Source organism: Kitasatospora nipponensis, assembly GCF_039528135.1.
Taxonomy (GTDB): domain Bacteria; phylum Actinomycetota; class Actinomycetes; order Streptomycetales; family Streptomycetaceae; genus Kitasatospora; species Kitasatospora nipponensis.
Window position 1 is genome coordinate 31574 of record NZ_BAAALF010000039.1, and the last position, 21303, is coordinate 52876.

Genomic DNA, 21303 nt, shown 5'->3' on the forward strand with positions numbered 1-21303 from the left:
CGACCCTGAGCATCGCCACCACCGCGGCCACCGCCCCCGGCAGCTACCCGCTGACCATCACCGGCACCGCCGCCTCCGGCACCCACACCGCCACCTACACCCTGGGCGTCACCGGCACCCCGGTCAACGACTTCTCGCTGAGCGCCTCCCCGGCGGCCGGCTCGGTACCGCCGGCTCCGGCGACCAGCAGCACGGTCGCCACCGCCGTCACCTCCGGCAGCGCCCAGAGCGTGGCCCTGACCGTCTCCGGCGCCCCCGCCGGCGTCACCGCCACCCTCAGCCCCGCCAGCGTCACCGCCGGCGCCAGCTCGACCCTGAGCATCGCCACCACCGCGGCCACCGCCCCCGGCAGCTACCCGCTGACCGTCACCGGCACCGCCGCCTCCGGCACCCACACCGCCACCTACACCCTGACCGTCACCGGCACCTCCACCGGCGGCAGCCTGGTCAACGGCGGTTTCGAGACCGGCTCGCTGAGCCCGTGGACCTGCCAGAGCGGCGGTGCGGTGGTCTCCACCCCCGTCCACTCCGGTAGCCACGCGCTGCAGGCCGCGCCCTCCGCCGGCCAGACCGGCGAGTGCGACCAGAGCGTCACCCTGCTGCCCAACCACGCCTACACGCTGACCGGTTGGGTGCAGGGCAACTACGCCTACGTCGGGGTCTCGGGCGGCGCGACCGGCTCGACCTGGGCCTCGGCCAGCGGCTGGACCAAGCTGACCGTGCCGTTCACCACCGGAGCGTCGGGCACCGTGACGGTCTACCTGCACGGCTGGTACGGCCAGAGCGCCGTCTACGGCGACGACTTCGCGATCAGCTAGTCCCCGCCCCACCTGCAGTAGCCTGGCCCCGCCTGCCCTCTCCCCGGCAGGCGGGGCCAGGCGTCCGTGCCGGGCCCGACCGCCGTCCCAGGAGCGTGGCGTGCGTCAGGTCCTGATCACCGGTGCCACCGGCACCGTCGGCCACCCGCTGGCCCGGCTGCTGGTCGAACGCGGCGACCGGGTCACGGCGTTGGTGCGCGATCCGGCGCGGGCGGCGGGCGTGCTGCCGCCCGGGGTGCGGCCGGTCGCCGGCGACCTCGGCGAGCCCGAGCGGCTGCGCGCGGCGCTGGCCGGCTGCGACACCGTCTTCCACACCGCCGGCCTGCCCGAGCAGTGGCTGCGCGACCGCGGCGCCTTCCACCGGGTGAACGTGGCGGGCACCGCGCACCTGGTCGAGGCGGCGCTGGCGCAGGGCGTGGACTGCTTCGTGCACACCAGCACCATGGACGTCTTCGAACGCACCCGCGCCACCCCCTTCGACGAGAGCACGCTCGCCGGCCGGCCGCTGGGCACCGCCTACGAGCGCTCCAAGCAGGAGGCCGACCGGCTGGTGACCGAGGCGATCGGGCGCGGACTGCCGGCCCGGATCACCCACCCCTCGGCGGTCTTCGGCCCCGGTCCCGCCGCGCCCACCGCGCTCAACCGGATGCTGGTCGACCTGGCCCGCGGTCGGGTGCCGATGCTGCCGCCGGGCGGCATGGCGGTGGTCGGCAACGAGGACCTGGCCCGCGGCCACCTGCTGGCCGCCGAGGCGCCGGCCGGCTCGCGCTACCTCTTCGTGGACCGCTACCTGGAACTGCCGCAGATCGCCGCGCTGGTGCGCGAGGCCCTCCCGCGGGCGCGGATCCCGCTGACGCTCGCCGCGCCGGCCGCCTGGGCGTTCGCCGCGGTCGGCGAGCTGGCCGCCAAGCTGACCCGCAGCGCCCCCCAACTCTCCTTCGGCGAGCTGCACTTCCTGACCTCGGAGGTCACCCCCGACGCCCGCCGGGCGCAGCTGGAGCTGGGCTGGCACCCCGGCGACCCGCTGGCCGCCGTCGAGGCGACGCTGCGTCACTTCGGCGTACTGCCGCCGTCCTGAGCGGGCGGTGCGGCGGCCAGCAGCTTGCCCGGGTTCATGATGCCGTGCGGATCGAGGGCGTCCTTCACCGCGCGCAGCAGGGCGAGTTCGAGCGGGGAGCGGACCTGCGTGAGCGCCTCACGCTTGAGCACCCCGATGCCGTGCTCGGCACTGATGGTGCCCGCGTACTCCTGGACCAGCTCGTACACCAGGGCGCTCAGCGCGGCCCGGTCGGTGCCGGCCGGGACGAGCACGTTGAGGTGCACGTTGCCGTCCCCGACGTGACCGAAGGCGTTGAGCACCGCGGCCGGGTAGCGCCGGGCCAGCCGCTCGGCGGCGGCGGCCACGAAGGCGCCCAGCGCGCCGAGCGGCACCCCGACGTCGTGCTTGACCGCCCCGCCCGCCCGCTTCTCCGCTTCCGGCAGGGCCTCGCGCAGCCCCCAGAGCGCCTGCGCCTGCGGGCGGTCGAGCGCGGGCACCGCGTCCAGGGCCCAGCCGCGCTCGATCGCCTCGGCCAGGAAGTGCTCCAACTGCGCGGTGAGCGCGGCGCCGTCGCGGCCGGCGCTCGCCTCGACCAGCAGGTACTGCGGATGGGGCCGGGCGAACGGGTCGCGGTGGCCGGTGAGGTGGCGCAGCACCAGCTCCAGGCCGGTGCGCCCGAAGAGCTCCAGTGCGGTCAGCCGGTCCTCGCACACCTCGCGGGCGAGCGCCAACAGGCCGGCGAGCGGGGCGAGGCCGGGCAGGGCGAGCAGCGCCACGGCCCGGTGGCCCGGGCGCGGGAAGAGTCGCAGGGTGGCGGCCGTCACCACGCCCAGGGTGCCCTCGGAGCCGATCAGCAGTTGCTTGAGGTCGTAGCCGCTGTTGTCCTTGCGCAGGCTGCGCAGCCCGTGCCAGATCCGGCCGTCCGGCAGCACCGCCTCCAGGCCGAGCACCAGGTCGCGGGTCATGCCGTAGCGCAGCACGTTGCTGCCGCCGGCGTTGGTCGCCACCACCCCGCCGATCCGGCAGCTGCCCTCGGAGGCGAGCCGCAGCGGGAAGAGCAGCCCGGCCTCCTCCGCGGTCCGCTGCACGTCGGCGACCACGCAGCCGGCCTCCGCGGTGAGGGCGAAGTCGGCCGCATCGACGCTGCGGATCCGGTCCAGGGCCCGCACGCTGAGCACCAGCTGGCTCGCCTCCCCCAGCGGCACGGCGCCGCCGACCAAACCGGTGCCGCCCGCGAAGGGCACCACCGGCACGCCGTGGCGGGCGCAGAGCGCCACCGCGGTGGCCACCTGCTCGGTGCTGCGCGGGCGCAGCACCGCGGCCGGGTGCGACGGCAGCAGGCCGCGCTCGTCGCGCACGAAGCCCGCCGCCGGGTCCGCGGGATCCAGTACGCCGCCGAGGGCGACCGCCGCCCGCAGCGCGGCCAGCTCCGCTGCCATCGAGTCCACGACACCCACCGTAGCGCCGGGGGGACGGCGCTCGGGTGGTGGCTCTAGGGTGAGTTGCCGTCCCTGCCCCCAACCCGCCACCACCCGGAGCCGTCATGTCCGACAACGTCCACGTCCTCGCCCCCGCCGGCCTCGCCCCGGGCCGCGGCTACAGCCACGTCGCCTGGGGCACCGGCCGCCTGATCGCCGTCTCCGGCCAGCTGGCCATGGACGAGCAGGGCCGGCCGGTCGGCCTCGGCGACCCGGCCGCGCAGGCGCGCCAGGTCTTCGAGAACCTGCGCCGCTGCCTGGCCGAGGCCGGCGCCACCTTCGCCGACGTCGTCAAGCTCACCCTCTACGTCACCGACGTCGCGCAGCTGCCGGCGGTCCGCGAGGCCCGCGACGCGGTCATCGACACCGCGCGCCCGCCGGCCAGTTCGGCGGTGGTGGTGGCGGGGCTGATCTCCCCCGACTACCTGCTGGAGGTCGACGCGCTGGCCGTGGTGCCCTAGCCGGAACGCCTAGGGCTGCAGGCGGCCGGCGAAGCGGCGCTCGAAGCCGTCGCCGGTGTCGGCGCTCACCGCGTAGTCGTAGCGGCCCGCGGTGGTCGGGGTGAGCCGGTCCGCGACGCTGCCGCCCGGGGGCACCGTGACCGTGCGGGGGGACGAACCGCTCGCGCCGAAGGCGGTGTTGGCGCCGATGGTGAAGACGACCGGGTGGCTGCCCTGGTTGGTCAGGGTGATCCGTACGCCGTCCGGGTGCTCGACCGAGGCGACCTCCGGGTGCCCCTTGGCCGGGTTCGTCCAGGTCCGCACGTCACCCTTGTACCCGCGCAGGAACCCGTCCGGACCGTGCGCGTCGATGTCGTAGGGGCCGCCGCTGACGCCCAGCGCGCTGAAGTAGTCGGTCACGTTGCCGCCCACCGGCAGGGTGTAGCGCCAGGCGCCGAACTGACGGAAGTTCACCGTGTACATCGAGATGCCCGCGCCCAGCGAGCCCAGGTTGTCCAGGCTGATCCAGAGCAGGCCCTTGGCGGTGTCGGTGCGCGAGGAGGAGCCGAAGCGGTAGCCGGTCGGCAGCGACGGGCGGTCGCCCGGCTCGATCTCGGGCACCTGCTGGACCAGCGGCGGGAAGAGCGGCGGCAGCAGCAGCTTGTCCTGCTCGGCCAGGTCGGCCAGCAGCTTCCTGGTGTCGGGCAGCGCGGGGAAGGTCCGGTCGCTGGTGGTGAAGTCGAAGGCGGACATCAGGTCGCCGCAGACCGTGCGGCGCCAGGCGGAGATGTTGGGCTCGCGCACCCCGGTCCAGTTCTCCAGGAAACGCAGCACCGACGTGTGGTCGAACACCTCGGAGTTGACCCGCCCGCCCCGGCTCCACGGCGAGATGACGATCATCGGCACCCGCGGGCCCAGGCCGATCGGCGCGCCGTTGATGAACTCGTCCGGGGTGCCGTCGGGGGCCACCGGGGGCACCACGTGGTCGAAGAAGCCGTCGTTCTCGTCGTAGTTGAGCAGTACCACGGTCTTCGCCCAGACCTCGGGGTGGGCGGCCAACGCCTGCAGCACCACCGAGGAGGTGAAGTCCGCGCCCTGCGCCGGAGGGTAGTTGGGGTGCTCCGACTGCGCCTGCGGGGCGACCACCCAACTGACGGCGGGCAGGCGGCCGTTCGCCACGTCCTGGGCGAAGTCGTCGGCGCCCCGGCGGGCCATGCCGTTGACGAAGAGCGGCGAGTCCTGGGGGGCGGTCTGGAAGGACCTGAACCAGGCCAACGCGTTGTCGTCGTAGTTGTCCTGCTGCTGGTAGACCTTCCAGGAGATGCCGGCGGCCTGCAGGCGTTCGGGGTAGGTGGTCCAGGTGAAGCCGGTGCGGCTGTTGTCGGTCACCGGGCCGCCGCCGGTGCCGTGCGGGTCGACCGTGCCCGACCAGAGGTAGAGCCGGTTCGGGTCGGTGGAGGCCATCGTGGAGCAGAAGTACTGGTCGCAGAGGGTGAAGTTGTCCGCGAGCGCGTACTGGAACGGGATGTCCTGGCGGCGGTAGTAGCCCATGGTGTACCAGGTCTTGGCCGGGATCCAGTTGCTGTACTGGCCGTTCGCCCAGGCGCTGTGGGTGCCGCTCCAGGAGTGGTCCAGGTCGAAGATGCGCTGCGCGTCGCTGGTGGAGGTGTCCAGGTGCCACGGCAGCAGGCTGGTGCCGCCGACCGTGCCGAGCATCTTCTGCCGCAGCACGTCCGAGCCGCCCGGGAAGCGCAGCCGGGAGGTGTCGCCGTAGCCGCGCACGCCGTTCAGGGTGCCGAAGTAGTGGTCGAAGGAGCGGTTCTCCTGCATGAACACCACCACGTGCTCGACGTCGTCCAGCGTGCCGGGCGCGGTGGGGGCGGCCAGCGCCTGCTGGAGGGAGCCGGGCAGCGCGCCGAGGCCGAGCGCGGCGCCCGAGGCCACGGCCGAACCGAGCAGGGCACGACGGGAGAGCGGGGACACGGGTCCTCCTGGTACGCACGAGGGGTCGGTTACCTGCGGGTAGGGATCCTTCCAGCGATGGGTGAACAACGGAAGACCCGCGGACGGCTGTGGGGATCCGAGGGTCGGCGGCCGCGACCGTAGGATCGCGGCATGACGATCACCCCCACCGTTCTCCTCCTGCCCGGCTACCAGAACTCCGGTCCCCAGCACTGGCAGTCCCACTGGGAGCGACTGCACCCGCAGTACCTGCGGGTCGAACAGGCCGACTGGGACTTCCCGCTGGTGGAGGACTGGGTCGCCACGCTGCACAAGGCCGTGGTGGCGCAGCCAGGGCCGGTGGTGCTGGTCGCGCACAGCCTCGGCTGCGTCACGGTGGCGCACTGGGCGGCCCGCCACGGCCTGCCGGTGCACGGGGCGCTGCTGGTCGCGCCGGCCGACATCGACACCGTGGAGATCGACGAGCTGACGAACTTCCGCCCGATCCCGCTGGAGCCGCTGCCCTTCCCCAGCATCGTGGTGGCCAGCAGCGACGACCCGTACGCGAGCATCGAGCGGTCCCGGCTGCTCGCGGACCGCTGGGGCTCGCGCCTGGTCGAGGCCGGCGCCCACGGACACCTCAACTCCGATTCGGGCATGGGTGACTGGCCCGCCGGGCAGGAACTGCTGCGCGAACTGATCGAGCAGCACTGATCGAGCGCCACTGATCGAGCACCACTGACCGCACCGAGCACGACCGACCCAGGAGGCCGCCGCGCCATGTCCCTGAACGGAACCGCCGCCCACGAGACCCTCGCCGGCCTGCCGCCGCTGGTCGCCCGGGCTCTGGAAGTCGCCCGCGCGCACGGGTTCGAGCACTCCTGCCGGCCCGAACAGGGCCGACTGATCCAGGCGTTGGCGCAGGGCGCGGGCGCGCGGATCGGCGAGAGCGGCACCGGGTGCGGGGTGGGCCTGGCCTGGCTGGCGAGCGGCGCGGCGCCGGGGGTGCGGCTGGTCAGCGTGGAGCGCGACCCGGTGCGGGCGGCGCTGGCCGCCGAGGTCTTCGCCGGCCGGCCGCAGGTCGAGGTGGTGCACGGCGACTGGACCGAGCTGTACGGGCGCGGGCCGTTCGACCTGCTGGTGCTGGACGGCGGCGGTCAGGGCAAGGACGCCGGGCCGGCCGCCGACCCGCTGCGCCTGCTCGCCCCGGGCGGCACCGTGGTGGTGGACGACTTCACCCCCACCACGGGCTGGCCACCGCTGCACGAGGGGAAGCCGGACACCGCGCGGCTGCACTGGCTGGAGCACCCGGCGCTGCGCGCCACCGAGGTCCGGCTCGCGCCGGACCTCGGTTCGGTGGTCGCCACCCTGCGCGCGGACGCCGACCGGGGCTGACGGGCCGGGCGGCGCGGACCTCGAGGGGCGCCGCCCGGCCGGTCAGTACTGCACGGTGATGCGCCGGGCCGGGCCGTCCACCCGGATCCGCCCGCCGCAGGGCAGCACCAGGTGCGGGTCGGTGTGGCCGAAGTCCACGTCGAAGACCGCGAGCGTGTCCGGCGCGTACTCGGCCAGCGCGCGGAGCACCGCCTCGCGCTGGGCGGCCCGGTACTCGGCCCCGGCGGCCGGCTCCAGGGGCTGCGAGAAGCTCCAGCTCTTGGCCCGTGCCATCAGCAGGGCGGGGAACTGGCGCAGCAGTCCGCGCTCGCCCATGTTGCGCAGGATCCGGTACACCTCGTCGGAGCCGGGCATCTCCTCGGAGGTCTCCAGGTAGAGCACCTGCCCGGCGTACTCCTCGACCGGCCGGATCTCGCGGTCGGCCATCAGCATCCAGGACAGGATCTCCAGGTTGCCGCCCCAGCCCAGCCCCTCCACCACCCGGTCGGCCCGGTGCCAGGTCCAGCCCTCGGCCGGCCGCATGGCCGGCTCCTGCGCCAGCGCCCCCGGCTCCGCCCAGTCCTGCTCGACGTCGCGGAACTCCGCGCCGGGGCGCAGCTCGTACTCCCCCGAGCCGAGCAGCGCCGCGCGCAGCGAGTCGGCGGTGGCCGGGTGCACGGCGCCGCCGCGGCCCAACTGCACCATCACGCAAGCGCCGTGGTAGCTGACGATGCCCAGGTTGCGCAGCAGGAGCAGCAGGTTGGTGTTGTCGCTGTAGCCGAAGAACGGCTTGGGGTTGGCCCGGATCAGCTCGCGGTCCAGGTGCGGCAGGACGGTGATCTGGTCCTCGCCGCCGATGCTGGCGATGACCGCGCGGATCTCCGGGTCGGCGAAGGCCGCGTTGATGTCCGCGGCCCGCTCGCGCGCGCTCGCACCGAGCTTGCGGGTGGTCGGGTACTCCACCGGCAGCAGCCCGAACTCCTCGCGCAGCCGGCGCAGCCCGAGCTCGAAGGGCAGCGGGAAGACCGCGGGGCCGGCGAAGGACGGCGAGAGGATCGCCACCTTGTCGCCGGGCCGCGGCTTGGCGGGGTACACGGGGGTCACGGGGGTGGCCGGCGTCGTCATGCGGTGATCGTAGGTCGGCCGTCGCAACTGCCACCAGCGGTTTTCGCGCCCGGCCCGGCCGGGGCGGCTGCCGGGCGTCCGGCGGAGCGGGCAGGTGGGCGGGCAGGTGGGCGGGTCAGGCCAGCCGTTCGAGCTCCGCGGCCCGGCGCAGGTCCTTGGGCCGGCCGACCGCGCGCCGCATGGCCGTCAGGTCGGCCCGGGTCAGGTAGTGGATGACCGTGCCGTCCTCGCCCGCGGTGCTGAGCGCGCGGGCGGCGAACCCGGCGACGTCCAGCTCGCCCCAGGGCAGGGCCGGGGTGCAGCAGTCGCCGCTGGCGGCCGGGCTGCTGAAGTCGAGTTTGGGGAGCAGGAAGGCGGACGCCTCGCAGCGGACCTCGGCGCCGTCGTCGTCAGTCAGCCGGGCGCCGACCGCGGCGAAGGCGGCGGCCATCCGCGCGGCGCCCTCGGGGGCGCCGTCCCAGAGCAGGTCGAGGTCGCCGGTGAGCTCGGTGGAGCCGTGCAGGATGCCGGCCACCTGACCGATCACCACCACCCGGGCGCCCTGCCGGTCGAGTTCGGCCAGCAGGCGCAGCGGGTCGAAGCCGATCGCGCCGTCGGTGGCGATGGTGCCCTGCCGGTCGTCGGCGTCGTCGTGGCCCAGGCCGGTGGCCGGCCGGTCGCGCACCAGCTCCGCGGTGCGCCGCACCGCGTGCCGCAGCCGGGAGACGGGGTCGCTGCCGGGGTCGGTCATGCGGTGCTCCTCCAGGTCTCCGGGCGGCGAGTCGATCACGGAGCGCGCCGGGCTGTCCACCGGGTTTGCCGCCCCGCGCGCCCCACCGCACCCCACCGCACCCCACCGCAGGCCCCCCGCACACGCCGACGCCGCCGTCCCTCCTGCAGGAGGGACGGCGCCGTCGTGGCAGCGCAGCCGGTGTCCGTCAGACCGTCAGTGCGCCATGACCGGGATGTCGGCCACCTCGCCGTCGGCGGAGGCCACCACGTGGTTGGCCTTGCCGCCGCCGTTCAGCAGCGTGGCGGCGATCGCCGCGGCGATCAGCAGGATCCCGAAGGACCACCAGATCGCGGTGGAGAAGCCGTGCACCGCGGCCTGCGCCTGGAGCAGCTTCGGCGACACGCCGGGGCCGGCGTGGGCCTTGACGTACGCGGTGGTGGCGCTGGTGGCGACCGTGCTGAGCAGCGCGGTGCCGATGGCGCCGCCGACCTGCTGCGAGGTGTTCACCATCGCCGAGGCGACGCCGGCGTCCTGCGGGCGGACCCGGAAGGTGGCCAGGCTCATCGCCGGCATGAAGGCGGTGCCCATGCCCAGGCCCATCAGGATCAGGCCCGGCAGGATCAGCCAGTAGGACGAGTCCACCTTGATCTGGGTGAGGATCAGCATGCCGGCGGCCGCGACCAGGAAGCCGGGGCCCATCAGGTACCGGGCCTGGACCCGGTTCATCAGCCGGGCGCCGATCTGGGTGGAGCCGGTGATCATGCCGGCGACCATGGGCAGGAAGGCCACACCGGTGATGACCGGGGTGTAGTCGAGCACCTTCTGCATGTAGTAGGTCAGGAAGAGGAAGAGACCGAACATCCCGATGATGGCCAGGCCCAGCGAGAGGTAGGCGCCACCGCGGTTGCGGTCGAGCACCACGCGCAGCGGCAGCAGCGGGGCGTTGACCTTGCTCTCGACCAGGACGAAGGCGGCCAGCAGCACGGCGGCGGCGATGAACAGGCCGATCGTGGTGCCGGAGGTCCAGCCGTCCTCGGAGGCCTTGGTGAAGCCGTAGACCAGCGAGACCAGACCGGTGGAGACCAGCAGCACGCCGGGGATGTCGAGCTTGTTGCGGTTGCGGCTGCCGACCGGCTCGGTGATCACCAGGATGGCGCCGGCCACCGCGATGACCGCGAACGGGACGTTGATGAAGAAGGTCCAGCGCCAGTTCAGGTACTCGGTGAGCACGCCGCCCAGGATCAGGCCGATCGCGCCACCGCCACCGGCGACCGCGCCGTAGATGCCGAACGCCTTGGCGCGCTCCTTGGCCTCGGTGAACATCACCGTGAGCAGCGAGAGCGCGGCCGGTGCGAGCAGCGCGCCGAACAGGCCCTGCAGGGCGCGGGCGCCGATCAGCATGCTGGTGCTGGCGGCGGCGCCGCCGACCGCCGAGGCCAGCGCGAAGCCGACCAGGCCGGTGATGAAGGTCCGGCGCCGGCCCCACAGGTCGGAGATCCGGCCGCCGAAGAGCAGCAGCCCGCCGAAGGCCAGCGCGTAGGCGGTGATCACCCACTGGCGGGTGGTGTCGGAGAAGCCGAGGTCCGCCTGGGCGGAGGGCAGGGCGATGTTCACGATGGTGGCGTCCAGCACCACCATGAGCTGGGCCAGCGCGATGAACGCCAGGGCCTTCCAGCGCCTGGGATCGGCTTGGAGGTCGGATGAAGACATGGAGGTACTCACCTAACGACAGGGTGGGGCTGACGGTACGGCGCGGCTGTGCCGCGTCAGGAAACTCGTGGGACCCGGGTGCTCCCGGGGCGGCTCAGGACGGACGCAGATCCTCGGTGGTGACGGCCCGGCCGGGCAGGGCGGAGATCGCGGGGGCGCGCAGCCCGTCGAGGAAGACGATCAGGTTGCGCTCGAAGAGCGTGCTGAGGTCCAGCTTCAGGCAGCCGGTCCCGGGCAGCGGGCGGGTGAGCTGGGCGAGCGCGAGGAACAGGTCGCCGGGGGCGACGTCGGGGCGCAGCCGGCCGTCCAGCCGGGCGCGTGCCATCAGGTCCTCGACGGCCTGCTCCAGCTCGGTGCGGGCGGCCAGGAGCTGCTCGTCGTGCTGCAGGTCGACGTACTCCGACAGCAGCGAGCAGAGCGCGCCGATCCGCTCCTCGGAGGCGGCCCGGACGTAGTCGCACAGCGCCTCGAAGGAGTCCCGGTCGTCGGCCAGGGCCTGCTGGGCGCGGACCAGGATGCGGCCCATCACCGAGAGTGCCACCGCGCGCACGAGGGCGGAGCGGTCCGGGAAGTTGCGGTAGAGCGTCGCGTTGCCCACGCCGGCGCGCTTGGCGATGTCGTCCAGCGGCACGGTCGCGCCGTTCTCGACGAACAGCTCGCGCGCGGCGGTGATGATCCGCTCGCGGTTGCGGGTGGCGTCGGCCCTCAGGCGGGGCGCCGCGGCGGGGCGAGCGGTCGACTCGACCTGCAGGGTGTCCATCACGGCGCTCCTTTCCGGGGATTCGCTCCCCACTTCCATCGACTGTACTGCAAACGGGGAGAAGCTCCCCGGATATTTCCGCTCCGCCGGATTTCCCCGGTGTGAGCCACCTCACCTCGCCGGGATGACCTCGCTGACCTGTGGGTATCCCTTCCGGGCGGCCACATGCCGGGCGCTGCCGTGTGGCGCGTCGCAGACTGGGCAGGAAGGCCGGGGTGTGCTCAGACCCCGATCGACGAGGACGGTGATCGCAGTGAACTACGGACGGCCGTCGAGCCCATCCCTCGGCACCGCACCGCAGGCACCACCGACGGTGACCCCGCTGACCCAGTCGTCCGCCGAGGCGTACGTGGCCAGCACGTGTTTCAAGATCGGCCCCCCGCGGCGGGTCGGCGTCGAACTGGAGTGGTTCGTCCATGACTCCGCTCGACCCGACAGCGATCCCGACCCCGACAAGGTGGCGGCCGCCCTGGACACCCTGCGGCTCGACCCCGACAACCCGCTCCTCCCCCTCGGCTCCCGGCTCACCCGGGAACCCGGCGGCCAGGTAGAGCTCAGCTCCCCGGCCGCCGAAGGACTCACCGAGTGCCTCGAGACCACCCGCCGTGACCTGGACGCCCTGCGCGGCGCCTTCACCGCCCAGGGCCTGACCCTCGCCGGCTACGGCACCGACCCGCATCCGCGCGAGCGCCGGATCCTGCTGCGCCAGCCGCGCTACCTGGCGATGGACGAGTTCTTCGGACGGGCCGGGCCGTGGGGCCGGATCATGATGTGCGTCACCGCCTCGCTGCAGGTCTGCCTGGACGCCGGCACCGACGCCGCCGACCCGCGAGGCTTTCGCCAGCGCTGGCTGCTGGCCCACCGGCTCGGTCCGGTGCTGGTCGCCGCCTTCGCCAACTCCCCGCTGCTGGACGGGCGGCCCACCGGCTACCGGTCCACCCGGCAGGCGGTCTGGTCCCGGATGGACCCCAGCCGCACGCTGGCGCCCGCCGCCGTGGACGGCGACCCGCGCCTGGCCTGGGCGCGCTACGTGCTGGACGCCCAGGTGCTCTGCGTGCGCCGCCCCGCCGGCCGGCCGTGGAACGCCCCGGCCGGCCTGACCTTCCGCGACTGGCTGCGCCGGCCCGAGGCCGAGCGCCCGAGCCTGGCCGACCTCGACTACCACATGACCACGCTCTTCCCGCCGGTGCGCCCGCGCGGCTACCTGGAGCTGCGGATGATCGACGCGCAGCCCGGCGACGGCTGGCTGGTACCGGCGGTGCTGACCGCCGCGCTCTTCGGCGACCCGCGGGCGGCCGAGGCCGCCCTCGCCGCCCTCGAACCGCTGGAGCCGCACGAGGCGGCGGCGAACGGCGCCGAGCCCGGGCCGCGCGGCCCCGCCTGGACCAGGGCCGCCACCCGGGGCATGGACGACCCGGTGCTGCGCAAGGCGGCACTGGGCTGCTTCGCGGCCGCCGACAGCGCACTGGCCGGCCAGGACGGCGACGGCCGACTGCGCCGGCTGCTGGGCGAGTTCGCCGAGCGCTACCCCGTGCGGGGCCGATGTCCCGCCGACGATCTGCTGGACCCGCCGGGCGCCCGCCGCGCCACCGCGCCCCAGGAGGACGCACCGTGCTGAACCCCGACCTGACCGACGAACAGCTGCGCGCGAGCATCGCCCACGAGCTGCTGACCGCCCGGGACCGCACCGGCGGCCTCACCGACTGCCTGGACGACAACGAACTCACCACCCAGCACTCCACGTTGATGTCCCCGCTGGTCTGGGACCTGGCGCACATCGTCAACCAGGAGGAGCTCTGGCTGCTGCGCAACGTGGGCGGCCGCGAGTCGATGTACCCGCAGATCGACCCGCTCTACGACGCCTTCGAGCACCCGCGCTCCGAGCGGCCCTCGCTGCCGCTGCTGGCGCCCGCCGAGGCCCGCGCCTACGGGCACGAGGTGCGCGGGCGGGTGCTGGACCTGCTCGACGGCGTCCGGCTGACCGGCGCCCCGCTGCTGGAGGCCGGGTTCGCCTTCGGTCTGATCGCCCAGCACGAGCAGCAGCACGACGAGACGATGCTGATCACCCACCAACTGCGCGCGGGCGCCGCGGTGCTCACCGCGCCGGCCCCGCCGCCCGCGCCCGGCGACGTGCTGCCCGCCGAGGTCGTCATCGCGGCCGGACCGTTCACCATGGGCACGGACACCGAGCCGTGGGCGCTGGACAACGAGCGCCCGGCCCACCAGGTCGACCTGCCGGCCTTCGCCATCGACACCGTGCCGGTCAGCAACGCCGACTACCTGCGCTTCGTCGAGGACGGCGGCTACGAGCAGCCGTCCTGGTGGAGTCCGCAGGGCTGGGAGCACCGGATGGCGGCCCAGTTGAGCGCGCCGCTGTTCTGGACCCACGAGGACGGCCAGTGGCTGCGCCGGCGGTTCGGACGCACCGAGGACCTGCCGCCGCAGGAACCGGTGCTGCACGTGACCTGGTACGAGGCGGACGCCTACGCGCGCTGGGCCGGGCGGCGACTGCCGACCGAGGCCGAGTGGGAGAAGGCCGCCCGGTACGACCCCGCCACCGGCCGCTCCCGGCGCTTCCCGTGGGGCGACGCCGCACCCACCGAGCAGCACGCCAACCTCGGCCAGCGCCACCTCCAGCCGGCCCCGGTCGGCAGCTACCCCGAGGGCGCCTCGCCGCACGGGGTGCGGCAGTTGATCGGCGACGTCTGGGAGTGGACGGCCAGCGACTTCACGCCCTACCCGGGCTTCCGGGCCTGGCCCTACCGGGAGTACTCGGAGGTCTTCTTCCCCGCGCCCGGCGAGGCGGCGCCGTACAAGGTGCTGCGCGGCGGCAGCTTCGCGGTGGCGCCGGTGGCCTGCCGGGGCACCTTCCGCAACTGGGACTACCCGATCCGCCGGCAGATCTTCGCCGGCTTCCGGACCGCCCGGGACGCCGGGAGCGGCGCCTGATGTGTCGCCATCTCGCCTACCTGGGCCCGCCGGTGAGTCCGGCCGAGCTGCTGGTGGAGCCGCCCTACGGGCTCTACCGGCAGTCCTGGGCACCGCGCATGCAGCGGCACGGCACGGTCAACGCGGACGGCTTCGGCCTGGGCTGGTACGCCGAGGGCCAGCCGCACCCGGCCCGCTACCGGCGGGCGGTTCCGATCTGGGCCGACGAGAACTTCACCGACCTGGCCCGCGTCCTGCGCACCGGGGCGCTGCTGGCCGCGGTCCGTTCGGCCACCGCCAGCACCACCGCCGGTGAGGCCGCCGCCGCGCCGTACGCGGCCGACGGTTGGCTCTTCAGCCACAACGGTGCCCTGACCGGCTGGCCGAAGGCCACCGGGGCGGTGGCCGAACTGCTGGAGCCTGCCGAGCTGTTGGGGCTGGAGGCACGCTGCGACTCGGCGCTCGTCTGGGCCCTGCTGCGGCGCCGGCTGCGCAGCGGCCAGGAGCCGGCCCGGGCGCTGGCCGGCACCGTGCGCGAGGTCGCCCGGTGCACCGAGGCCCGGCTCAACCTGCTGCTCACCGACGGGAAGGTGATCGCCGCGACCACCTGGGGCGACACCCTCTTCCACCGGCTGGAGCTGGGCCGCTCGGTGCGGGTCGCCTCCGAACCCGGCGACGACGGCCCGGGCTGGACGCCGGTCCCGGACCGCTCCGTGCTGCTCGCCACCCCCGACGCGGTGACCGTCCATCCCCTGGACTCCGCTCTTCGAGAGGACCCCCTGCGATGACCGCCTTCGAGCTCACCCGCCAGCTCCCCGCCGACCACTTCGCCGACGCGCTGCGCTCGGACGTGCTCAGCGGGCTGACCGCACGGCCCAAGTGGCTTCCGCCCAAGTGGTTCTACGACCAGCGCGGCAGCGAGCTGTTCGAGGAGATCACCCGGCTGCCCGAGTACTACCCGACCCGCGCCGAGCGGGCCATCCTGACCGAGCGGGCCGGCACGATCGCCGCCGCGACCTCGGCCCGCACGCTGGTCGAACTGGGCTCCGGTTCCTCGGAGAAGACCCGGTTGCTGCTGGACGCGCTGCGCTCGCTGGGCACCCTGGAGACCTATGTGCCGGTCGACGTCAGCGAGAGCGCGCTGCGTGAGGCAGGTCACCAACTGGCAGCAGACTACCCTGAGTTGGCCGTCCATGGAGTGGTTTCCGACTTCACCGCGAGCCTGGCCCTGCCACGGGCGGTGCGCGGGCCCAAGCTGGTCGCCTTCCTCGGCGGCACGCTGGGCAACCTGCTGCCGGCCGAGCGGGCCGCCTTCCTGACCGCCCTGCGCAGCGAACTGGCGCCCGGCGACTCGCTGTTGCTCGGCACCGACCTGGTCAAGGACCCCGCGGTGCTGGTCGCCGCCTACGACGACGCGGCCGGCGTGACGGCCGAGTTCAACAAGAACGTGCTCAACGTGCTGGACCGCGAGCTGGACGCGGGCTTCGAGCCGGACGCCTTCGAGCACGTGGCGCTCTGGGACCCCGAGCAGGAGTGGATCGAGATGCGGCTGCGCTCGACCCGCGCCCAGCAGGTGAAGATCCCGGCCCTGGACCTGGTGGTGCGCTTCGCCGAGGGCGAGGAGCTGCGCACCGAGGTCTCGGCCAAGTTCCGCCGCGAGCGGGTGGAGCGGGAGCTGACGGCGGCCGGCTTCGCCCTGGCCCACTGGTGGACCGACCCCGAGGGGCGGTTCGGCCTCTCGCTCGCCCACCCGGTGGCGTAGCGGGGGATCGGGCGCAGGCACGGGGGTCGCGGTCGACAGCCGCGGCCCCCTTTCCGCTGCCCGGATCCGCCGTGCGCGGGGTCTTGTCCGAAGGTGTGAATCGCTGCTTCACTTCTTGCCATGGCCTACCGGAAGACCCCCGCCGTGCAAGCCCGGCTGGACGCGCAGCGCGAGACCGTGCTCGCCGCGGCCACCGCGCTGCTCGCCGAACGCGGTTACGCCGCCTGCTCGGTGGCCGCGGGCATCGCGCGGGCGGGGATCGCCACCGGGAGCGTGTACCGCTCCTTCCCCAGCAAGGCCGAGCTGGTCGCCGAGCTGTTCCGCGCGGTGGTCGGCCGGGAGGTGGCGGCGGTGCGCGAGGCCGCCGAGTTCGCCGGGGACCTGCACGCCCAGGTCGCCTCGGTGATCGGCACCTTCGCCGGCCGCGCGCTGGGAGCGCCGCGCCTGGCGTACGCGCTGCTCGCCGAACCGGTGGACGCCGAGGTGGAGGCCGAACGCCTGGTCTTCCGCCGGGCCTTCCGCGACGTGATCGCCGCCCGGATCGCCGAGGGGACGGCGGCCGGCCGGCTGCCCCCGCAGGATCCGCAGCTGACCGCCGCGCTGCTGGTCGGCGGGGTCGGCGAGGCCCTGGTCGGCCCGCTCGCCGACGGCGGCCGGGCCCCCGACGACCTGATCCCGGCACTGATCGTCTTCGCGCTGCGCGCCCTCGGCGGCTGCTGCGCCTGACCCGCCCCCGGCCGCCCCCACTCGCCGGCCCGCCCCCCCCCCCCCCCCCCCCCCCCCCCGGCCGCCCGCCTCCCCCGGCCCTACGCCCGAACCGGAGCCGTACCGTGCCCGACACCTCCCCCACCCCCGCCCGTGCCGGTGCCACCGCGACGGTGGCCCGCGACCCGTTCGCCGACCGCGAGCTGAACGCCGAGCGCCTGCTGCGCGTCTCCGCGAAGCACTCGCACGACCCGCTGACCGAGATCGACTGGGACGCGCCCCTCGACCCCGACCAGTTCGCCCTGCCCGCGCACCGCGTCTCGCTCTACGGCACCGAGCTGTGGGAGCGGCTGACCCCGCGTCAGCAGGCCCGGCTCAGCGTCCACCAGCTGGCCAGCGTCACCGCGGCCGGCATCTGGTTCGAGCTGATCCTGATGAACGGCCTGGTCCGGCACGTCTACGACAGCGACCTGACCACCCGCCACGCCCAGTACGCGCTGACCGAGGTGGCCGACGAGTGCCGGCACTCCACCATGTTCGCCCGGTACATCACCAAGACCGGCTACCCCACCGCCCGGCCCAGCAAGCGGGCCCACCGGCGCGGCAAGTTCCACCTGCTGCTCAACGACACCACGCTCACCTTCGCGGGCGCGATATTCGTCGAGGAGTTCACCGACGCGATGCAGCGCGAGATGATCCGCGACGAGAGCCTGCAGCCGCTGGCGCGGGCCGTGGCCAAGATCCACGTGATCGAGGAGGCCCGCCACATCGGTTACGCCAAGCCGGAGTTGGAGCGGCGCTGGGCCAGGATGAGCCCGGCCCGGCGGGCCGTGTTCCGGCAGGTGATCGGGGTGCTGGCGTACGAGGCGGTGATCGAGTGCGTCAACCCGCGGGTCTACGGGCTGGTCGGGCTCGACCCGCGGCAGGCCAGGGTGGTCGCCGAGCAGAACGCGCACTGGCAGGCGGCCAAGCGGGACTGGGCCCGCAAGGCGATCGCCTTCTTCACCGAGATCGGCATCATCGACCGGCGCAGCGAGGCCATGTGGCGCCGGGCCTCGCTGCTGCCCTGACCGGCCCGGGCGTCGCCGCGCCCGGCCCGGTCACCGTGGCCCGCCCTCCCCTCAGGACCCGGCGGGCTCCACCGAGGGCTCGGGCGTCGCGGTGTTGAGCCGGGCCAGGCCGATCCGGGTGGCCACCACCGCCACCCGGTCGCCCGCGACCAGCGGGCGCCCGCGGTCGGCGTTGTGCCAGTCGTACGCGCCGCCGCCGGCCCGGCGCAGCGCCAGGACCCTGATCCCGCCCAGCGCCTCGATGTCGGCCCGGCTCATCCCGGCCGGCGCGGTGCCCTCCTCGGCGGTCAACTCGGCGACCAGCAGCACGTGGCGGAAGACCGAGAGGGTGCCCAGCACCTCGCGGCCCATCAGCGCCGCCGCGAAGGCCGGGGCGGCCAGGTAGGAGACCGAGCGGGAGGCGACGTTGCCCAGCTTGGCGTAGACGTGGCGGGCGAAGTCGTCGTCGAAGAACCGCAGCACCACCCGTAGGTCACCGCGGAGTTCGCGCGCCTCCAGGGCCGCCTCCAGGTTGACCGCGTCGTCGCTGGTGACCGCCACCACCGCCTGCGCGTGCTGGGCGCGGGCGGTGCGCAGCTGGTCGGCGAGCAGGCCGTCGCCGACCACCACCGGAATCCGCAGCGCCTGCATCGCGGCGATGCCGCGCGCCTGCGGGTCGATCTCCAGGCAGGCGACGGGGACGCCCAGTTCGTGGATCAGGGTGGCCACCCTGGTGCCGACGTTGCCCAGCCCCACCACGATCACGTGGTCGCGCAGCCCGGAGCTGGGGCTGCGCGGCAGGCCGCGCCGCAGCGAGGCCAGCACGTCGACCATGAAGGCGGTGACCGCCGAGACGAAGGAGACGCCGCAGAGCGTGATCACCACCTGGGCCAGCCGCTGCCAGCCGCCGCCGGTGCCGGCCGAGGCCGGGGCGCCGCGCTGGTCCGGGGTGGCGGCGCCGGCCATGTCGAGCAAGGTGGTGTAACAGGTCCACAGGAAGTCCCGGTTGAGCACCCAGAGCAGCACGAAGGACAGTCCGATGACGCCGCCGAGGCTGCCCAGGATCATCCTGTTGCGGAAGGTGGTGAAGAACCGCAGGGCGTCCAGGACCCGGTAGCGCAGCCGGGCGAAGGCCGACACCCGGACCCGCGGCTGGCGCGCCAGCGTCTGCAGGACGGCCTGACTGCTCCAGTCCGCCCGCGGTCCCGGCACCCGTCCCAGGGCCACCGGGCCGCCCTCGGCGGTGCTCGCCAGCTGGATGAACTCACTGGCCGCCGAGGCCGGTTCGGGCAGCAGCCGGAGCCGGCCGAGGTCCTGGCGGTCGATCCGGTCGGCGGCGACGGCGAGGTAGCCGGAGTCCTGCTGCGGGTCGTAGTCGTAGTTGACGCACAGCAGCCGGTCGCCGACCTGGACGGTGTGCGGCTGGGAGAGCGCGTTGTTGGCGAAGGCCGGCGCCGCGGTGGCCGAGCCGGAGAGCGCGGCGCAGTTGGTCAGCATGCGCTGGACGTGTTCGCCCAGCCGCAGGTTGAACATCCGCAGCACGATCCGGATCCCCGGGCTCTGGCTGCGGGCGTTGAGCGCGGCGTGGATGTTGGCCTGGTCGTCGCCGTCGACCAGCGCGATGCCGCGGGCGCTGGCGGCGCCGGCCGCGCGCAGCGCGTCCGCGGTGACGGTGCCGGACTCCAGCACGGCCGCGACACCCGGGATCCGCTCGATCCGCGGCCCGTGGTCGCGGGCCAGGTCGGGCACGATCGCCACCACCGGGACCTCGTAGTGCTCCAGGAGTTCCAGGATCAGGCGGTGCGCCAGCGCGTTGCCGCCGCTGACGATGTAGTGGTCGCTGAACGGGACCGGAGGAGCGGTCGACCCGACCGAAGGCTCCCCCCGAGCTGCCTGTGTCATGCCTCACATGGTAGTGACCGGACCTGGCCCGATCACGCCGCCGCCACCCGTCTTCAGCAGCTTCAGCACCGGGGTCCTTCGCACACCGCATCCGGTCCCGCCATCCGCCACCGGTCGGCCCGGCGATCGGTTTCGGCCATCGGGAAGAAATTGATGGTCCCTCACATCACTGGGTGAGACAGACTTCTGACATTGTGTCGTCAATCTGGTTAGATGATCCGCGCCTGCCGGTCCACGGCCCGGTGAACAGTCCGTCCGTGCAAGGATCTTGATGACAGCACATATTCCGCAGGCGGTGGCCTGGAGCCTGGCCGGCGGTCTGCCGGTGAGCCTGGGCCTGCTGCTGCGCCAGTGGCGCGTCGCCCGGGTCCGGGCCAGGGCGCTGAAGGGCGCCCTGGCGGCGGTCGCGGCGCGGGACGAGGAGGCGCTGCTGCTCGCCACCGTCAAGCTGCCGGCGTTCACCCACTCCACCTTCACCCAGGGCACCCACCCGCACCCGCTGCTGGCCGGCAGCGAGTTCACCAGGAACCTGCAGAGCGTCTACGAGCAGTTCACCAGCGCCGCCGAGCGGGCGGAGGCGCGCGCCGACCGGAACAGCAAGGCCGCCCTCAAGGGGGCCGTGCGGGCCCTGCAGGGTCTCGCCAACGAGCAGCAGGTCGCCATCTCCGAGATGCAGGAACGGCACGACCACCCCGCCGTGCTGCGCGACCTGCTGGAGATCGACCACGCCAACTCCCAGTTCGGGCGCCGGGCGCAGGCCATCGCGGTGCTCTGCGGTTCCTGGCCGGGCCGCCAGCGCAGCGCCTCCTCGCTGAGCGACGTGGTGCGCGGCGCGACCTCGCGGATCCGCGACTACCGACGTGTTCAGCTCCGGACCCAGCTCGAACTCGCCCTGGTCAGCCGGGTGGTGGAGCCGGTGGTGCTGGCGGTGGCCGAACTGCTGGACAACGCGGCCCGGCACTCGCAGCCCAACACCGACGTCGAGGTGAACCTGCAGCCCGCGCACAACGGCGCCTGCATCGTGATCGACGACGCCGGGGTCGGATTGGGCCGGCGGGAGACCGAGGAGGCCGGGCACCTGCTCTCCGGGCAGCGCACGGTGGACGTCACCCGGCTCGGCGACCCACCGCAGTTCGGCTTCGCGGTGATCGGCGTGCTGGCGGCGCGCTACGGGTTCCAGGTCTCGGTGGACACCCGGTCGCCCTACGGCGGTGTGCGGGCGGTGGTCTTCCTGCCGACCGCCCTGCTCACCCACCTGACGCCGCAGGAGGCGCCCACCGCCCTCGCACCCCGGGCCCGCCCAGCCGCCCCCCTCCCGCCGGCCACCACGCGGCAGTCCGGCCCGCCGGCCCGCGCGCTCGCGACGCCGCCCGACACCACCCCGGCGCCCGAGGCCCCCCGGCCCATCCCCGTTCCACCGGCTGCCGCCGTGCGGCCGGCGGAAGGGGGATGGGCCGGGGGGCCTCCGGGGCGGGGGGGGGGGGGGGGGGGGGGGGGGGGGCGGGGGGGGGGGGGGCGGACTGCCGGGGGGGGGGGGGGGGGGGGGGGGGGGGTGGGGGG

The 21303-nt window shown here is 74.3% G+C and carries 19 protein-coding genes; 12 read left to right on the forward strand and 7 right to left on the reverse strand.

What is annotated here, in order from left to right; genetic code table 11:
• Both ABD323_RS14060 and ABD323_RS14065 read left to right on the forward strand, forming a co-directional pair.
• The coding region (locus tag ABD323_RS14060; RefSeq protein ID WP_344441822.1) for a carbohydrate binding domain-containing protein at nt 1-818 on the forward strand (818 nt) is incomplete at its 5' end.
• A 100-nt stretch (nt 819-918) separates the two neighbouring features.
• A complete protein-coding gene (locus ABD323_RS14065) occupies nt 919-1896 on the forward strand; it encodes an NAD-dependent epimerase/dehydratase family protein (RefSeq protein ID WP_344441824.1) in 978 nt (325 codons plus the stop codon).
• Here ABD323_RS14065 and ABD323_RS14070 read toward each other — a convergent pair.
• Nucleotides 1869-3296, reverse strand: a complete 1428-nt coding sequence (locus ABD323_RS14070) for an FAD-binding oxidoreductase (RefSeq protein WP_344441846.1) — start codon at nt 3294-3296, stop codon at nt 1869-1871. The genes ABD323_RS14065 and ABD323_RS14070 overlap by 28 nt on opposite strands.
• A gap of 104 nt (nt 3297-3400) precedes the next feature.
• Between ABD323_RS14070 and ABD323_RS14075 the strand changes: the two genes are divergently transcribed.
• The gene (locus ABD323_RS14075; protein ID WP_344441825.1) at nt 3401-3796 is read left to right on the forward strand and encodes a RidA family protein; all 396 of its coding nucleotides are present in this window, start codon (nt 3401-3403) and stop codon (nt 3794-3796) included.
• Between the two features lie 9 nt (nt 3797-3805).
• Here ABD323_RS14075 and ABD323_RS14080 read toward each other — a convergent pair whose 3' ends face one another.
• Complete coding sequence (locus ABD323_RS14080; RefSeq protein WP_344441826.1) at nt 3806-5758, reverse strand: phosphocholine-specific phospholipase C; 1953 nt, start codon at nt 5756-5758, stop codon at nt 3806-3808.
• Nucleotides 5759-5890: 132 nt separating this feature from the next.
• Here ABD323_RS14080 and ABD323_RS14085 point away from each other — a divergent pair, with 132 nt between their 5' ends.
• Nucleotides 5891-6430, forward strand: a complete 540-nt coding sequence (locus ABD323_RS14085) for an RBBP9/YdeN family alpha/beta hydrolase (protein WP_344441828.1) — start codon at nt 5891-5893, stop codon at nt 6428-6430.
• A gap of 66 nt (nt 6431-6496) precedes the next feature.
• Entirely contained in the window at nt 6497-7111 is a 615-nt protein-coding gene (locus ABD323_RS14090; RefSeq protein ID WP_344441829.1) for an O-methyltransferase, read from the forward strand.
• Nucleotides 7112-7153: 42 nt separating this feature from the next.
• Here the strand turns inward: ABD323_RS14090 and ABD323_RS14095 are convergent, their stop codons facing one another.
• The 4 genes from ABD323_RS14095 to ABD323_RS14110 all read right to left on the reverse strand — a co-directional run bounded on the left by ABD323_RS14095 (nt 7154) and on the right by ABD323_RS14110 (nt 11397).
• Nucleotides 7154-8215, reverse strand: a complete 1062-nt coding sequence (locus ABD323_RS14095; RefSeq protein ID WP_344441831.1) for a S66 family peptidase — start codon at nt 8213-8215, stop codon at nt 7154-7156.
• Nucleotides 8216-8330: 115 nt separating this feature from the next.
• Nucleotides 8331-8945 carry a hypothetical protein gene (locus tag ABD323_RS14100; RefSeq protein WP_344441833.1) on the reverse strand — a complete coding sequence of 205 codons (615 nt, stop codon included), beginning with the start codon at nt 8943-8945 and terminating at the stop codon, nt 8331-8333.
• 195 nt (nt 8946-9140) lie between these two features.
• Nucleotides 9141-10637 carry an MFS transporter gene (locus tag ABD323_RS14105; RefSeq protein ID WP_344441834.1) on the reverse strand — a complete coding sequence of 499 codons (1497 nt, stop codon included), beginning with the start codon at nt 10635-10637 and terminating at the stop codon, nt 9141-9143.
• Nucleotides 10638-10731: 94 nt separating this feature from the next.
• Nucleotides 10732-11397, reverse strand: a complete 666-nt coding sequence (locus ABD323_RS14110) for a TetR/AcrR family transcriptional regulator (RefSeq protein ID WP_344441836.1) — start codon at nt 11395-11397, stop codon at nt 10732-10734.
• A gap of 253 nt (nt 11398-11650) precedes the next feature.
• Here ABD323_RS14110 and egtA point away from each other — a divergent pair, with 253 nt between their 5' ends.
• The 6 genes from egtA to ABD323_RS14140 all read left to right on the forward strand — a co-directional run bounded on the left by egtA (nt 11651) and on the right by ABD323_RS14140 (nt 17862).
• Nucleotides 11651-13015: an ergothioneine biosynthesis glutamate--cysteine ligase EgtA gene (gene egtA, locus ABD323_RS14115; RefSeq protein WP_344441837.1), complete on the forward strand. Its 1365-nt coding sequence runs from the start codon at nt 11651-11653 to the stop codon at nt 13013-13015.
• Nucleotides 13009-14346, forward strand: coding sequence for an ergothioneine biosynthesis protein EgtB (gene egtB / locus ABD323_RS14120; RefSeq protein WP_344441838.1), 1338 nt, complete (start codon nt 13009-13011; stop codon nt 14344-14346). The genes egtA and egtB overlap by 7 nt, the downstream gene beginning before the upstream one ends.
• Nucleotides 14346-15113 carry an ergothioneine biosynthesis protein EgtC gene (gene egtC / locus ABD323_RS14125; RefSeq protein ID WP_344441839.1) on the forward strand — a complete coding sequence of 256 codons (768 nt, stop codon included), beginning with the start codon at nt 14346-14348 and terminating at the stop codon, nt 15111-15113. Before egtB ends, egtC begins: the two co-directional genes overlap by 1 nt.
• Nucleotides 15110-16087, forward strand: a complete 978-nt coding sequence (gene egtD / locus ABD323_RS14130) for an L-histidine N(alpha)-methyltransferase (protein WP_344441841.1) — start codon at nt 15110-15112, stop codon at nt 16085-16087. The genes egtC and egtD overlap by 4 nt, the downstream gene beginning before the upstream one ends.
• A gap of 120 nt (nt 16088-16207) precedes the next feature.
• Complete coding sequence (locus tag ABD323_RS14135) at nt 16208-16813, forward strand: TetR/AcrR family transcriptional regulator (protein WP_344441842.1); 606 nt, start codon at nt 16208-16210, stop codon at nt 16811-16813.
• Nucleotides 16814-16917: 104 nt separating this feature from the next.
• Nucleotides 16918-17862, forward strand: a complete 945-nt coding sequence (locus ABD323_RS14140; RefSeq protein ID WP_344441843.1) for an AurF N-oxygenase family protein — start codon at nt 16918-16920, stop codon at nt 17860-17862.
• Nucleotides 17863-17913: 51 nt separating this feature from the next.
• Here ABD323_RS14140 and ABD323_RS14145 read toward each other — a convergent pair whose 3' ends face one another.
• Nucleotides 17914-19743 (reverse strand): potassium channel family protein, encoded by a 1830-nt coding sequence (locus tag ABD323_RS14145; protein WP_344441844.1) that lies wholly within the window; start codon nt 19741-19743, stop codon nt 17914-17916.
• A gap of 271 nt (nt 19744-20014) precedes the next feature.
• Between ABD323_RS14145 and ABD323_RS14150 the strand changes: the two genes are divergently transcribed.
• A partial coding sequence (locus ABD323_RS14150) for an ATP-binding protein (protein WP_344441845.1) occupies nt 20015-21303 on the forward strand: 1289 nt, incomplete at its 3' end.

Excerpts from the sequence above, each read along its gene's own strand:
- ABD323_RS14070 (WP_344441846.1), bottom strand. The coding sequence starts at position 3,296 with ATGGCAGCGGAGCTGGCCGCGCTGCGGGCGGCGGTCGCCCTCGGCGGC.
- ABD323_RS14075 (WP_344441825.1), top strand. The coding sequence starts at position 3,401 with ATGTCCGACAACGTCCACGTCCTCGCCCCCGCCGGCCTCGCCCCGGGC.
- ABD323_RS14085 (WP_344441828.1), top strand. The coding sequence starts at position 5,891 with ATGACGATCACCCCCACCGTTCTCCTCCTGCCCGGCTACCAGAACTCC.
- ABD323_RS14090 (WP_344441829.1), top strand. The coding sequence starts at position 6,497 with ATGTCCCTGAACGGAACCGCCGCCCACGAGACCCTCGCCGGCCTGCCG.
- ABD323_RS14095 (WP_344441831.1), bottom strand. The coding sequence starts at position 8,215 with ATGACGACGCCGGCCACCCCCGTGACCCCCGTGTACCCCGCCAAGCCG.
- ABD323_RS14100 (WP_344441833.1), bottom strand. The coding sequence starts at position 8,945 with ATGACCGACCCCGGCAGCGACCCCGTCTCCCGGCTGCGGCACGCGGTG.
- ABD323_RS14105 (WP_344441834.1), bottom strand. The coding sequence starts at position 10,637 with ATGTCTTCATCCGACCTCCAAGCCGATCCCAGGCGCTGGAAGGCCCTG.
- ABD323_RS14110 (WP_344441836.1), bottom strand. The coding sequence starts at position 11,397 with ATGGACACCCTGCAGGTCGAGTCGACCGCTCGCCCCGCCGCGGCGCCC.
- egtC (WP_344441839.1), top strand. The coding sequence starts at position 14,346 with ATGTGTCGCCATCTCGCCTACCTGGGCCCGCCGGTGAGTCCGGCCGAG.
- egtD (WP_344441841.1), top strand. The coding sequence starts at position 15,110 with ATGACCGCCTTCGAGCTCACCCGCCAGCTCCCCGCCGACCACTTCGCC.
- ABD323_RS14135 (WP_344441842.1), top strand. The coding sequence starts at position 16,208 with ATGGCCTACCGGAAGACCCCCGCCGTGCAAGCCCGGCTGGACGCGCAG.
- ABD323_RS14145 (WP_344441844.1), bottom strand. The coding sequence starts at position 19,743 with ATGACACAGGCAGCTCGGGGGGAGCCTTCGGTCGGGTCGACCGCTCCT.